The sequence below is a fragment of the Bacillus sp. PAMC28571 genome (assembly GCF_014250435.1).
In the GTDB taxonomy this organism is placed as follows: Bacteria; Bacillota; Bacilli; order Bacillales; family Bacillaceae; genus Bacillus; species Bacillus safensis.
Window position 1 is genome coordinate 3498719 of sequence record NZ_CP060191.1, and the last position, 14398, is coordinate 3513116.

Below are 14398 nucleotides of genomic sequence, written 5' to 3' on the forward strand. Positions count from 1 at the left end.
TTTATTTTTTTCTAAAAAAACATGAGTTTTTTTGAAATTTATAATGCTTTTTTCATAGATATGTGTTAATCTTTCAAAGGAGCAAAAAGAGGCTCTATTTTTTATCTCTTTTACAGTGGAAACTTCTTAAAAAAATAAAATGTTTTTCAAGAAAAATGTTGACTGTTGATAGAGATATATGATATATTTAAGTGGTCGCTTTGAGAGAGTGACACACAAGTTCTTTGAAAACTAAACAAGACAAAACGTACCTGTTAATTCGAGTTTTTATAAAAAATCCTATGATACTTCATAGGTAGTCAGTCAAACTGGCGAAAAGCAAAACTTCGGTTTTGTACTTTTTCGGAGAGTTTGATCCTGGCTCAGGACGAACGCTGGCGGCGTGCCTAATACATGCAAGTCGAGCGGACAGAAGGGAGCTTGCTCCCGGATGTTAGCGGCGGACGGGTGAGTAACACGTGGGTAACCTGCCTGTAAGACTGGGATAACTCCGGGAAACCGGAGCTAATACCGGATAGTTCCTTGAACCGCATGGTTCAAGGATGAAAGACGGTTTCGGCTGTCACTTACAGATGGACCCGCGGCGCATTAGCTAGTTGGTGGGGTAATGGCTCACCAAGGCGACGATGCGTAGCCGACCTGAGAGGGTGATCGGCCACACTGGGACTGAGACACGGCCCAGACTCCTACGGGAGGCAGCAGTAGGGAATCTTCCGCAATGGACGAAAGTCTGACGGAGCAACGCCGCGTGAGTGATGAAGGTTTTCGGATCGTAAAGCTCTGTTGTTAGGGAAGAACAAGTGCGAGAGTAACTGCTCGCACCTTGACGGTACCTAACCAGAAAGCCACGGCTAACTACGTGCCAGCAGCCGCGGTAATACGTAGGTGGCAAGCGTTGTCCGGAATTATTGGGCGTAAAGGGCTCGCAGGCGGTTTCTTAAGTCTGATGTGAAAGCCCCCGGCTCAACCGGGGAGGGTCATTGGAAACTGGGAAACTTGAGTGCAGAAGAGGAGAGTGGAATTCCACGTGTAGCGGTGAAATGCGTAGAGATGTGGAGGAACACCAGTGGCGAAGGCGACTCTCTGGTCTGTAACTGACGCTGAGGAGCGAAAGCGTGGGGAGCGAACAGGATTAGATACCCTGGTAGTCCACGCCGTAAACGATGAGTGCTAAGTGTTAGGGGGTTTCCGCCCCTTAGTGCTGCAGCTAACGCATTAAGCACTCCGCCTGGGGAGTACGGTCGCAAGACTGAAACTCAAAGGAATTGACGGGGGCCCGCACAAGCGGTGGAGCATGTGGTTTAATTCGAAGCAACGCGAAGAACCTTACCAGGTCTTGACATCCTCTGACAACCCTAGAGATAGGGCTTTCCCTTCGGGGACAGAGTGACAGGTGGTGCATGGTTGTCGTCAGCTCGTGTCGTGAGATGTTGGGTTAAGTCCCGCAACGAGCGCAACCCTTGATCTTAGTTGCCAGCATTTAGTTGGGCACTCTAAGGTGACTGCCGGTGACAAACCGGAGGAAGGTGGGGATGACGTCAAATCATCATGCCCCTTATGACCTGGGCTACACACGTGCTACAATGGACAGAACAAAGGGCTGCAAGACCGCAAGGTTTAGCCAATCCCATAAATCTGTTCTCAGTTCGGATCGCAGTCTGCAACTCGACTGCGTGAAGCTGGAATCGCTAGTAATCGCGGATCAGCATGCCGCGGTGAATACGTTCCCGGGCCTTGTACACACCGCCCGTCACACCACGAGAGTTTGCAACACCCGAAGTCGGTGAGGTAACCTTTATGGAGCCAGCCGCCGAAGGTGGGGCAGATGATTGGGGTGAAGTCGTAACAAGGTAGCCGTATCGGAAGGTGCGGCTGGATCACCTCCTTTCTAAGGATATATGGAGCAGCGTACGTTTTCGTCTTGTTTAGTTTTGAAGGAACTTGCAAAAGATCCTACAACATCATATCTTCGATATGAAAGATGGGCCTGTAGCTCAGCTGGTTAGAGCGCACGCCTGATAAGCGTGAGGTCGGTGGTTCGAGTCCACTCAGGCCCACCATCTTCTATTAAATTGGGGCCTTAGCTCAGCTGGGAGAGCGCCTGCCTTGCACGCAGGAGGTCAGCGGTTCGATCCCGCTAGGCTCCACCAACGTGTTCTTTGAAAACTAGATAACAATAAGTAATACATTCACATTGAATGCAATGCAAAGTTCATCACACATAGTGATTCTTTCTAAAGTAAGAAATGGTTAAGTTAGAAAGGGCGCACGGTGGATGCCTTGGCACTAGGAGCCGATGAAGGACGGGACGAACACCGATATGCTTCGGGGAGCTGTAAGCAAGCTTTGATCCGGAGATTTCCGAATGGGGAAACCCACTGCTCGTAATGGAGTAGTATCCATACTTGAATACATAGAGTATGAGAAGGCATACCCGGGGAACTGAAACATCTAAGTACCCGGAGGAAGAGAAAGCAAATGCGATTCCCTGAGTAGCGGCGAGCGAAACGGGAACAGCCCAAACCAAGAGGCTTGCCTCTTGGGGTTGTAGGACACTCTATACGGAGTTACAAAGGAATGATATAAGCGAAGAGGTCTGGAAAGGCCCGCCAAAGAAGGTAACAGCCCTGTAACTGAAATGTCATTCTCTCCAGAGTGGATCCTGAGTACGGCGGAACACGTGAAATTCCGTCGGAATCCGGGAGGACCATCTCCCAAGGCTAAATACTCCCTAGTGACCGATAGTGAACCAGTACCGTGAGGGAAAGGTGAAAAGCACCCCGGAAGGGGAGTGAAATAGATCCTGAAACCGTGTGCCTACAAGTAGTCAGAGCCCGTTAACGGGTGATGGCGTGCCTTTTGTAGAATGAACCGGCGAGTTACGATCCCGTGCAAGGTTAAGCAGAAGATGCGGAGCCGCAGCGAAAGCGAGTCTGAATAGGGCGCATGAGTACGTGGTCGTAGACCCGAAACCAGGTGATCTACCCATGTCCAGGGTGAAGTTCAGGTAACACTGAATGGAGGCCCGAACCCACGCACGTTGAAAAGTGCGGGGATGAGGTGTGGGTAGGGGTGAAATGCCAATCGAACCTGGAGATAGCTGGTTCTCTCCGAAATAGCTTTAGGGCTAGCCTCAAGGTAAGAGTCTCGGAGGTAGAGCACTGATTGGACTAGGGGCCCCTACCGGGTTACCGAATTCAGTCAAACTCCGAATGCCGATGACTTATCCTTGGGAGTCAGACTGCGAGTGATAAGATCCGTAGTCGAAAGGGAAACAGCCCAGACCGCCAGCTAAGGTCCCAAAGTATACGTTAAGTGGAAAAGGATGTGGAGTTGCTTAGACAACCAGGATGTTGGCTTAGAAGCAGCCACCATTTAAAGAGTGCGTAATAGCTCACTGGTCGAGTGACTCTGCGCCGAAAATGTACCGGGGCTAAACGTATCACCGAAGCTGCGGACTGTTCTTACGAACAGTGGTAGGAGAGCGTTCTAAGGGCTGTGAAGCCAGACCGGAAGGACTGGTGGAGCGCTTAGAAGTGAGAATGCCGGTATGAGTAGCGAAAGACGGGTGAGAATCCCGTCCACCGAATGCCTAAGGTTTCCTGAGGAAGGCTCGTCCGCTCAGGGTTAGTCGGGACCTAAGCCGAGGCCGAAAGGCGTAGGCGATGGACAACAGGTTGATATTCCTGTACCACCTCCTCACCATTTGAGCAATGGGGGGACGCAGGAGGATAGGGTAAGCGCGGTATTGGATATCCGCGTCCAAGCAGTTAGGCTGGGAAATAGGCAAATCCGTTTCCCGTAAAGGCTGAGCTGTGATGGCGAGCGAAATTTAGTAGCGAAGTTCCTGATTCCACACTGCCAAGAAAAGCCTCTAGCGAGGTGAGAGGTGCCCGTACCGCAAACCGACACAGGTAGGCGAGGAGAGAATCCTAAGGTGATCGAGAGAACTCTCGTTAAGGAACTCGGCAAAATGACCCCGTAACTTCGGGAGAAGGGGTGCTTCTTAGGGTGTTAAAGCCCCGAGAAGCCGCAGTGAATAGGCCCAGGCGACTGTTTAGCAAAAACACAGGTCTCTGCGAAGCCGTAAGGCGAAGTATAGGGGCTGACGCCTGCCCGGTGCTGGAAGGTTAAGAGGAGCGCTTAGCGTAAGCGAAGGTGCGAATTGAAGCCCCAGTAAACGGCGGCCGTAACTATAACGGTCCTAAGGTAGCGAAATTCCTTGTCGGGTAAGTTCCGACCCGCACGAAAGGCGCAACGATCTGGGCACTGTCTCAACGAGAGACTCGGTGAAATTATAGTACCTGTGAAGATGCAGGTTACCCGCGACAGGACGGAAAGACCCCGTGGAGCTTTACTGCAGCCTGATATTGAATGTTGGTACAGCTTGTACAGGATAGGTAGGAGCCTTGGAAACCGGAGCGCTAGCTTCGGTGGAGGCATCGGTGGGATACTACCCTGGCTGTATTGACCTTCTAACCCGCTGCCCTTATCGGGCAGGGAGACAGTGTCAGGTGGGCAGTTTGACTGGGGCGGTCGCCTCCTAAAATGTAACGGAGGCGCCCAAAGGTTCCCTCAGAATGGTTGGAAATCATTCGCAGAGTGTAAAGGCACAAGGGAGCTTGACTGCGAGACCTACAAGTCGAGCAGGGACGAAAGTCGGGCTTAGTGATCCGGTGGTTCCGCATGGAAGGGCCATCGCTCAACGGATAAAAGCTACCCCGGGGATAACAGGCTTATCTCCCCCAAGAGTCCACATCGACGGGGAGGTTTGGCACCTCGATGTCGGCTCATCGCATCCTGGGGCTGTAGTCGGTCCCAAGGGTTGGGCTGTTCGCCCATTAAAGCGGTACGCGAGCTGGGTTCAGAACGTCGTGAGACAGTTCGGTCCCTATCCGTCGCGGGCGCAGGAAATTTGAGAGGAGCTGTCCTTAGTACGAGAGGACCGGGATGGACGCACCGCTGGTGTACCAGTTGTTCTGCCAAGGGCATCGCTGGGTAGCTATGTGCGGACGGGATAAGTGCTGAAAGCATCTAAGCATGAAGCCCCCCTCAAGATGAGATTTCCCATTCCGCAAGGAAGTAAGATCCCTGAAAGATGATCAGGTTGATAGGTCTGAGGTGGAAGCGTGGTGACACGTGGAGCTGACAGATACTAATAGATCGAGGACTTAACCTATATTCTATTGTGAAGCATGAACATTGTTATCTAGTTTTGAGAGAACATTCTCTCCATCAGGTTTGGTGGCGATAGCGAAGAGGTCACACCCGTTCCCATACCGAACACGGAAGTTAAGCTCTTCAGCGCCGATGGTAGTTGGGGGTTTCCCCCTGTGAGAGTAGGACGCCGCCAAGCTTCTATAAGGATCAGTTCCAGTCGGAACTGGTCTTTTTTGTTTTTTCTTCTAACAGCATCATGATGTAAGCTGGGAACTTCTCTTCTGCAATCTCCATGTAGCGTTCAATCATGACGTAATCATCGCTAATGTATTGAGACAGCAGCTCGTACCACCATTCTGTTTCGTAGCGGGCAATCATACTAAGGTTATACATCAATAAGTAATGGCTGATGATCTCAGGAATCCCTAGAAAAGCATCTCGTGTTGACGGGATAAACCATTGATCCATTTCTAAATCATAATGAAGATGAGTAGCAAGTGCTGGGTTTTCTTCAAGAAATACATCAAACGTCAGTTTTTTAGCCTCTCTCTGTTTGAGTTTCCAGCTTGTATGAAACTCAAAGTATTCAATAAAGCGTTCAGCAGACATGTTATAAAGTAATGGAATATGATCTTGAATTATCAATCCATTAGCCTTTTCTACTTTAACTAAAGTCGAGGGCTGCTTCTGAAACTCCAGAATATGACTCATTTCAGGTATTTTAGACAGGAGATGGATCATCGTAAAACGCTCATCTTCAAGACCATTTAATTGAAATAGATGCTTTAACACATGCATACATAGCCCATTTCTTTGGATTTTCACTTCATCTTCACTAAAACGGTAATGCTGTTTCTTTCTCTTCCTTGATGTTACGCCATGAGCTAAAACAGAAGTTTGAGAAGGATAATGGGGATCAACTGTCAGCAAACATGCTTTTAGCAGCTGTGCCATTCCATAAAACAATAAAATGGGTTTAAGTTCTAGAGGCGCGATCGCAGCCTGTTCATAAAATGTGTGGCCATGTTTTAGAAAGTAAATAAATCGTTCACAGTTTTTATAGGCTTGCTGGTTTGCATCTTGAATGTTCCGTTTCTCATATTGTTGAAATAGAAACTTTTGGGAGGTTTCGAGCGAGTAAAAACGTTTTAAATCCTTCCATCCTGAACTTTTCATCTTCTTCCTCAACTCTCTTTATATTTTCTAAAAATTGCAACTGTTTGTTGCTTCCTTGACATGCTGTTTGCTAGTTGATAATCTACATATAATATTTTGCCGAAAAGAGGGGGATTTACTAATGTGGGAAAGTAAATTTTCAAAAGAAGGTTTGACGTTTGACGATGTTTTGCTTGTTCCAGCAAAGTCTGAAGTACTTCCGCGTGATGTCGATTTATCAGTGGAGCTAACAAGCACATTAAAGCTAAACATTCCAATTATCAGTGCGGGAATGGACACAGTGACGGAATCACAAATGGCGATTGCAATGGCACGTCAAGGTGGTCTTGGTATTATTCATAAGAACATGTCCATTGAACAGCAAGCAGAACAGGTGGATAAAGTAAAACGTTCAGAGCGCGGCGTTATTACAAATCCATTCTTCTTAACACCAGAGCATCAAGTATTTGATGCAGAGCATTTGATGGGTAAATACCGTATTTCAGGTGTGCCGATTGTCAACAACGAACAAGACCAAAAGCTTGTTGGTATTATTACGAACCGTGACCTTCGTTTTATTTCGGATTATTCAATGAAGATTAGCGACGTGATGACAAAAGAGGAACTTGTGACAGCTTCTGTTGGTACAACATTAGAAGAAGCTGAAAAAATCCTACAGCAGTACAAGATTGAAAAATTACCTCTTTTAGATGACGAAGGAACGTTAAAAGGTCTTATCACAATCAAAGATATTGAAAAAGTGATTGAATTCCCTAACTCCTCTAAAGATGCACATGGCCGTTTAATTGTTGGTGCCGCTGTTGGTGTCACTGGCGATACAATGACACGTGTGAAAAAATTAGTCGAAGCCAATGTAGATGTCATTGTTATTGATACAGCACACGGTCATTCTCAAGGTGTTCTAAACACTGTATCGAAAATCCGTGAAACGTATCCTTCTCTTAACATCATTGCTGGTAATGTTGCAACAGCTGAAGCAACAAAAGCATTGTTTGAAGCAGGAGCAGATATTGTGAAAGTCGGTATCGGACCAGGATCTATTTGTACAACACGTGTTGTTGCAGGTGTCGGTGTACCACAAATCACAGCGATCTATGACTGTGCAACAGAAGCAAGAAAACATGGTAAAGCTATTATTGCAGATGGTGGAATTAAATATTCAGGTGATATCGTGAAAGCATTAGCATCTGGCGGACATGCTGTTATGCTGGGAAGCCTTCTAGCTGGTACATCTGAAAGCCCAGGAGAAACAGAAATTTTCCAAGGTAGACGATTCAAAGTTTATCGTGGTATGGGTTCTGTCGCTGCAATGGAAAAAGGAAGTAAAGATCGTTACTTCCAAGAAGATAATAAAAAATTCGTTCCTGAAGGTATTGAAGGCCGTACACCATACAAAGGGCCAGTCGTTGATACAGTGTATCAACTAGTTGGTGGTATTCGTTCTGGTATGGGTTATTGTGGAACACAGGATTTACGCACTCTTAGAGAAGAAGCACAGTTCATTCGTATGACGGGTGCAGGACTTCGTGAGAGTCATCCACATGATGTACAAATTACAAAAGAATCACCAAACTACACAATTTCTTGATAAATTGTGACAATCAAATTACATTTGACAGGGTCTAAGACTCTGTCTATTTTTTTTGTCTTTATTGTGATAAAATTTATACTGTTGTGTTGAGATAAGCCCTTGTGGATTACATATATATGAAAACGTCGAAAAAAGATGAATACGGAGGTATGACGATTGAACAGCAAGATGTTGAAACAGCTTATGGTCTCTATCCTTGCATTGGCATTGATTGTTACAGCATTTACACCAATGTCCAAAGCAAAAGCTGCTGAAGATCCATTCAGTGTGAATGCGAAAGCAGCGATCCTTATTGAAGCTTCTACAGGTAAAATTCTTTATAGTAAAAACGCAGATCAAAGACTGCCTATTGCAAGTATGGCAAAAATGATGACAGAGTATCTATTACTAGAGGCAATTGCTGAAGGAAAAGTGAAATGGGATCAAAAGTATACGCCAGATGATTATGTATACGAAATTTCTCAGGACCGCAGCTTATCCAACGTTCCTTTGAGAAAAGATGGTTCGTATACAGTAAAAGAACTTTATCAAGCAACGGCTATTTATTCGGCAAATGCAGCAGCGATTGGTTTAGCAGAAGTGATCGCTGGATCAGAATCGAAGTTTGTTGAAAAAATGAACGCAAAAGCAAAAGAACTTGGTTTAACAAACTACAAATTCGTGAATGCAACTGGTCTGGAAAATAAAGACTTACATGGCCAACAGCCAAAAGGTACAGGTCCTGATGAAGAAAGTGAAGTATCTGCAAAAGATATGGCTTTGCTTGCACAGCATCTCATCAAAGACCATCCAGAAATTCTTGAAACAGCAAGTATTGCGAAAACAAAGTTCAGAGAAGGCACAGACGATGAAATGGACATGCCTAACTGGAACTTCATGCTTAAAGGACTTGTGAAGGAATATAAAGGTGTTGACGGTCTGAAAACAGGATCTACAGATTCAGCCGGTTCTAGCTTCACAGGTACAGCAAAACAAGGGGACATGCGTGTCATCGCAGTTATCTTGAATGCAAAAGGTAATCTTCATACAGCACGTTTCGACGTGGCAAAAAAACTGTTCGACTATGCGTTTAAAAACTTCACGATGAAAGAAATGTACAAAAAAGGCCAACAAATTAAAGGACATGAAAACATCGAAGTGGATAAAGGCAAAGATAAAGAAGTACCTGTTGTGACGAAAGAAGCATTTTCTGTGCCAGTAAAAAATGGTGACGAAAAGAGCTATAAAGCAAAAGTAAATATGGAAAAAAAGAACCTAGAAGCTCCTATTAAAAAAGGAACGAAGGTTGGCATGCTGACGACTTCTTATTCTGGTGATGAGAAGGACTACGGCTATTTAAATAAAGACCAATCAGGTGTTGAGCTTGTGACGAAAACAAGCGATGAAAAAGCAAACTGGTTCATCCTTGCAATGCGTGGTGTAGGTGGATTTTTTGCTGGCATTTGGGGCGGAATCGTTGACACAGTAAAAGGCTGGTTCTAATAAAAAAACTGCTCTCTATACATGAGAGCAGTTTTTTTATCGTTAAAAGAAGAGCGATTGCTTTTGATTTTGAGGAGTGGACAAGGCTTGCTGAAAAATACCACATAACTTTTCCACGCCCTCGGTCAGTGCTTTTTCATTCACATAGGAAAAGCTGAGGCGGATATAATTCTGTTTCGGCTCTCCAGGATAGCAGACAGAGCCAGGCAGAAAAGTAATTTGCTGCTTACGTGCTTCATGTAACAGTGCTCGTGTATCGACCCAAGAAGGAAAGCTGAGCCATAAATTGAGCCCGCCCTGTGGAATTTGCCACGTTACATCTTTCGGTGCGTGCTTCGTTAACACATCCATCATCAAATCGCGTCTCACCTTCAAGGCGGTTCTTAGCTTCTTCGTATGATCAATCATTTTCTTCGATGTCAGAAACGGCAATATGGCCTTTTGTGTGAGGAGAGGGCTGCCTAAGTCATTATTAGCCTTTGCAGCTAATAAACGGTTAAATATCGAGCCTGACGCGGTGATAATCCCTATTCTGCATCCTGGAGCCAGTGTTTTACTTAATCCTCGTAAATAAATGACGTGTCCATCATGATCCAAGCTTTTAATAGGTGCTGGCGGCTTCTTTTCAAAATAAAGCTCACGATATGGGTCATCTTCTACAATGAGACAATCTATGCTTTGAGCCAGTAAGAGAAGCTGTTTTCTGCGTTTCATCGACATACTGGCCCCTGTCGGACTGTGAAAAGTAGGAATCGTATAGATGAGCTTCGGTTTATATTTATCACAAATGCTTTGAAGCTGCTTCATGTTCATTCCTTCATGATCGACAGGGACGGTAATGATTCTTGCTCCTCTGCCCATAAAGACATCAATGGCCCCGGGATAGGTCGGTGCTTCCATGACAACCACATCATCCGGCCCAATAAACGTACGTGCCACCAAATCAAGCCCTTGCTGAGAACCACTTGTTACAAGGATATTTTCAGGGGTAGACGGCACATCCAACTTTTCTAAAAAGGACTGAATGACTTGTCGCAACTGAAGATCACCTTGTATTTCACCATACTTCGACATGATTTGAGGATGTCTGGCTAGCACATGCTGCATTTCTTTTTCTAAATACCGGTTTGGCAAAAGACCTGGATCGATCATAGAGGAAGAAAGGTTAATGGCTTCTTCGACATAGTGATACTGGGCGAATTGAGACCGTGGTAAATAATCTGGAATCGACAACTGCCAATCGAAAGAAGTAGATGATGGAACCGGGGTCTCTGCCTGCTCTTGCTGCTCATCCACAAAAGTTCCTTTACCTTGCACTGTCGTTAAATAACCATCGTCCTTTAATCGAGTATATGCCTTAGCTGCCGTGACAAGACTGACATTCAGCTGCTTAGCTAAATCACGGACAGTTGGCAGCTTTTCTCCTTGCTGAAGCAAACCCGATTGAATGTGATCGATGATTGAAAAGTAAATTTGATTTGAAAGAGATGTATCAGAGTGTCGATGGATATCAATATGCATGAAACCCCTCCGTAGAATGCAAAATTGTTATACATGATTTTTAATTGTTATAGTTGTATTATAGCATGTAAATCACACTTAAAAGAGAAAACGACATTTTTTTAGCTGTAAATCCTTTGTTTACAAGGGTTTATCCTTATTTCCCGGTTGGTTTAATTGTTATACTATTCTCTTTATTGTTATACTTCCTCGCTTGTATGATAAAGATGTTGAATCAATCGAATAGACAAATGGGAGGAAACTATTGTGAGCAATAAGGGAACTGAACGAGTGAAACGTGGAATGGCAGAAATGCAAAAGGGCGGCGTCATTATGGATGTTGTCAATGCGGAGCAGGCAAAAATTGCAGAAGAAGCAGGTGCGGTGGCAGTCATGGCACTAGAACGAGTACCAGCTGATATCCGTGCAGCAGGCGGTGTTGCCCGTATGGCAGACCCAAGAATCGTAGAGGAAGTACAAAATGCAGTAACGATTCCAGTCATGGCAAAAGCACGTATCGGCCACATCGTCGAGGCTCGTGTTCTTGAAGCACTTGGTGTTGATTATATCGATGAGAGTGAAGTGCTGACGCCCGCAGATGAGGAATTCCATTTAAATAAAAATGAATACACAGTACCTTTTGTCTGTGGATGCCGCGATTTAGGTGAGGCAACCCGCCGTATCGCAGAAGGCGCTTCTATGCTTCGTACAAAAGGAGAACCTGGGACAGGCAACATCGTAGAAGCTGTGCGTCATATGAGAAAGGTCAATGCTCAGATTCGTAAAGTATCGGCTATGAGTGAAGATGAACTGATGACAGAAGCCAAGAATCTTGGCGCGCCTTATGAATTATTGCTGCAAATCAAAAGAGACGGCAAGCTGCCAGTTGTGAACTTTGCAGCAGGAGGCGTTGCGACACCAGCAGATGCTGCATTAATGATGCAGCTTGGCGCAGACGGTGTATTTGTCGGATCTGGTATTTTCAAATCAGACAATCCAGCTAAATTTGCAAAAGCGATTGTTGAAGCAACGACTCATTACACTGATTACCGTCTCATTGCAGAACTTTCAAAAGAGCTTGGAACAGCTATGAAAGGAATTGAAATTTCAAATCTACTGCCAGAAGAACGTATGCAAGAGCGTGGCTGGTAATTAAGGGAGCGCAAACGAACATGCTGACAATTGGTGTACTAGGGCTTCAAGGAGCGGTGAGAGAGCATATTCAATCGATTGAAGCCTGCGGCGCAGAAGGAAAGATCATCAAACGTGTAGAAGAGCTAGAATCCGTTGACGGTTTGATTATCCCTGGTGGAGAAAGTACGACGATGAGGAGACTTATGGATACGTACCAATTCATTGAACCGATCAAAGCGTTCGCTGCTCAAGGGAAACCGATTTTCGGGACATGTGCCGGTTTGATTATGCTGGCTAAGCATATCGAAGATCGAGAAGATGCTCATCTTGGCCTGTTAAATGTATCTGTTGCACGGAACTCTTTTGGCAGACAGGTAGACAGTTTTGAAGCAGATTTAAAAGTAAAAGGACTGGATGCGCCGTTTACAGGGGTATTCATCCGTGCGCCTCATATCATCAGCGCAGATAATGACGTAGAAATCATGGCTGAATATGATGGCAGGATTGTGATGGCGAAAGAAAACAATATCTTAGGCTGCTCTTTTCATCCAGAGCTGACAGACGATCACCGGTTAACACAGCTGTTTGTAGACATGGTGAAGTCTTACAAAACGAAGCTTGCTGTATAAAACGGTTGAAAAGAGATAAAACTTATAGTACATTAAAATCACAATCAAAGATCGAAAAAGCGTTGACGGGAAATAGTAAGAAGCCCCTCTTTCTCAGAGAGCCGATGGTTGGTGAAAATCGGTGAAAGATGCATTCTGAATCCATCCTTGAGCGAAATGCTGAAACACGAGAAGTAAGCATTTACGGTGATACCGTTACAGAGGAAAGAGGAAAGCATGCTTCTGCATGTTTTCAATCAGGGTGGCAACGCGAGAGCTCTCGTCCCTTTCATGGGATGAGGGCTCTTTTTATTTTTCGATAAAAAAAGGAGTGTTACACATGCTTGATATTAAACAACTGCGCACGGACTTTGATCAAATCAAAGAAAAATTAGCACACCGAGGCGAAGATTTAGCGGATTTTGATAAGTTTGGTGAGCTAGATCAAAAAAGAAGAGAATTAATCGGGAAAACAGAAGAATTAAAGAGCCGAAGAAATGAAGTATCACAGCAAGTGGCCGTTCTAAAAAGAGAAAAGAAAGACGCCGATCACATTATTCAAGAAATGCGGGAGGTAGGAGATGAGATCAAGAAGCTGGATGATGAGCTAAGAACAGTAGAAGAAAGCTTGCAGCACATCCTGTTCTCAATTCCAAATATCCCTCATGACTCTGTACCAGTTGGTGAAACAGAAGACGACAACGTGGAAGTGAGAAAATGGGGCGAACAACCAGCCTTCTCATTTGAGCCAAAACCACATTGGGACGTAGCTGATGAGCTAAAAATCCTTGATTTTGAACGTGCAGGAAAAGTGACAGGAAGCCGTTTCGTTTTTTATAAAGGGCTTGGCGCACGCTTAGAGCGCGCATTGTATAACTTTATGCTTGATTTACATGTGGATGAGTTTGGTTTTACTGAAGTGCTTCCACCTTATATGGTCAACAGAGCGAGTATGACAGGAACTGGTCAGCTTCCAAAGTTCGAAGAGGATGCCTTTAAAATACGTGAAGAAGATTACTTCCTCATTCCAACAGCTGAAGTGCCAATTACGAACATGCATCGTGACGAAATTCTCGAAGGTGAACAGCTGCCAATCAACTATGCAGCATTCAGTGCTTGCTTTAGATCAGAAGCTGGATCTGCTGGAAGAGATACACGTGGACTCATCCGTCAGCATCAATTTAACAAGGTAGAGCTTGTGAAATTTGTCAGACCAGAAGATTCTTATGAAGAATTAGAGAAACTAACAAATCAAGCAGAAAAAGTTCTTCAGCTATTGAACCTGCCATACCGTGTCATGAGCATGTGTACGGGAGATTTAGGATTCACAGCTGCGAAGAAATACGATATCGAAGTGTGGATTCCGAGCCAGAATACGTACCGTGAAATTTCTTCTTGCAGTAACTTCGAAGCATTCCAGGCAAGACGTGCAAACATTCGTTTCCGTCCAGAACCTAAAGCGAAGCCAGAACATGTCCACACATTAAATGGGTCTGGATTAGCGGTAGGAAGAACCGTAGCGGCTATTTTAGAAAACTATCAACAAGAGGACGGCACAGTGATCATTCCTGAAGTACTGCGTCCTTATATGGGAAATAAAGAAGTGATGAAATAAGATGCCGTCAAGGCATCTTTTTCTTTTTACCAAAAGTCCTACAGTTTTCCTAAATTTAGCCGATAAAAAAATTAAAAGCTTCTAGGAAAGAAGGAATAACCTTGAATAGGCTTGACTATTATGTTGAAATGG

General features: G+C 44.9%; 7 protein-coding genes, 2 tRNA genes, 3 rRNA genes and 1 other annotated feature. Of the genes, 10 read left to right on the top strand and 2 right to left on the bottom strand.

Going from position 1 to position 14398, the window contains the following annotated elements; all coding sequences use genetic code 11:
• Window positions 1-339: 339 nt before the first annotated feature.
• From H7F25_RS17655 to rrf, 5 genes are all read left to right on the top strand, one after another.
• Window positions 340-1888 (top strand): 16S ribosomal RNA (locus H7F25_RS17655).
• Window positions 1889-1983: 95 nt separating this feature from the next.
• A tRNA-Ile gene (locus H7F25_RS17660) sits at window positions 1984-2060 on the top strand.
• Between the two features lie 14 nt (window positions 2061-2074).
• Window positions 2075-2150: transfer RNA gene (locus H7F25_RS17665), tRNA-Ala, on the top strand.
• Between the two features lie 98 nt (window positions 2151-2248).
• Window positions 2249-5179, top strand: a 23S ribosomal RNA gene (locus H7F25_RS17670).
• A 61-nt stretch (window positions 5180-5240) separates the two neighbouring features.
• Window positions 5241-5356, top strand: a 5S ribosomal RNA gene (rrf, locus tag H7F25_RS17675).
• Together the 16S, 23S and 5S rRNA genes with 2 tRNA genes alongside form the textbook arrangement of a ribosomal RNA operon.
• Before the next feature lie 11 nt (window positions 5357-5367).
• On the opposite strand, the gene H7F25_RS17680 is transcribed toward rrf, so the two are convergent.
• The gene (locus H7F25_RS17680; protein WP_103132793.1) at window positions 5368-6336 is read right to left on the bottom strand and encodes a YaaC family protein; all 969 of its coding nucleotides are present in this window, start codon (window positions 6334-6336) and stop codon (window positions 5368-5370) included.
• A gap of 121 nt (window positions 6337-6457) precedes the next feature.
• Here H7F25_RS17680 and guaB point away from each other — a divergent pair, with 121 nt between their 5' ends.
• Together guaB and H7F25_RS17690 are read left to right on the top strand one after the other, a co-directional pair.
• Complete coding sequence (gene guaB / locus H7F25_RS17685; protein WP_024426749.1) at window positions 6458-7924, top strand: IMP dehydrogenase; 1467 nt, start codon at window positions 6458-6460, stop codon at window positions 7922-7924.
• A gap of 159 nt (window positions 7925-8083) precedes the next feature.
• Window positions 8084-9409 carry a D-alanyl-D-alanine carboxypeptidase family protein gene (locus tag H7F25_RS17690; RefSeq protein ID WP_133745005.1) on the top strand — a complete coding sequence of 442 codons (1326 nt, stop codon included), beginning with the start codon at window positions 8084-8086 and terminating at the stop codon, window positions 9407-9409.
• 42 nt (window positions 9410-9451) lie between these two features.
• On the opposite strand, the gene H7F25_RS17695 is transcribed toward H7F25_RS17690, so the two are convergent.
• The gene (locus tag H7F25_RS17695; protein WP_024425755.1) at window positions 9452-10930 is read right to left on the bottom strand and encodes a MocR-like pyridoxine biosynthesis transcription factor PdxR; all 1479 of its coding nucleotides are present in this window, start codon (window positions 10928-10930) and stop codon (window positions 9452-9454) included.
• 246 nt (window positions 10931-11176) lie between these two features.
• On the opposite strand from H7F25_RS17695, the gene pdxS reads away from it, so the two are divergent.
• From pdxS to serS, 3 genes are all read left to right on the top strand, one after another.
• The gene (pdxS, locus tag H7F25_RS17700) at window positions 11177-12061 is read left to right on the top strand and encodes a pyridoxal 5'-phosphate synthase lyase subunit PdxS (protein WP_039175840.1); all 885 of its coding nucleotides are present in this window, start codon (window positions 11177-11179) and stop codon (window positions 12059-12061) included.
• Between the two features lie 20 nt (window positions 12062-12081).
• Window positions 12082-12672: a pyridoxal 5'-phosphate synthase glutaminase subunit PdxT gene (pdxT, locus tag H7F25_RS17705; protein WP_024426747.1), complete on the top strand. Its 591-nt coding sequence runs from the start codon at window positions 12082-12084 to the stop codon at window positions 12670-12672.
• Between the two features lie 53 nt (window positions 12673-12725).
• Window positions 12726-12942, top strand: a binding site (T-box leader).
• A 49-nt stretch (window positions 12943-12991) separates the two neighbouring features.
• Window positions 12992-14266: a serine--tRNA ligase gene (gene serS / locus H7F25_RS17710; protein ID WP_024426746.1), complete on the top strand. Its 1275-nt coding sequence runs from the start codon at window positions 12992-12994 to the stop codon at window positions 14264-14266.
• The last annotated feature ends 132 nt before the right edge of the window (window positions 14267-14398 follow it).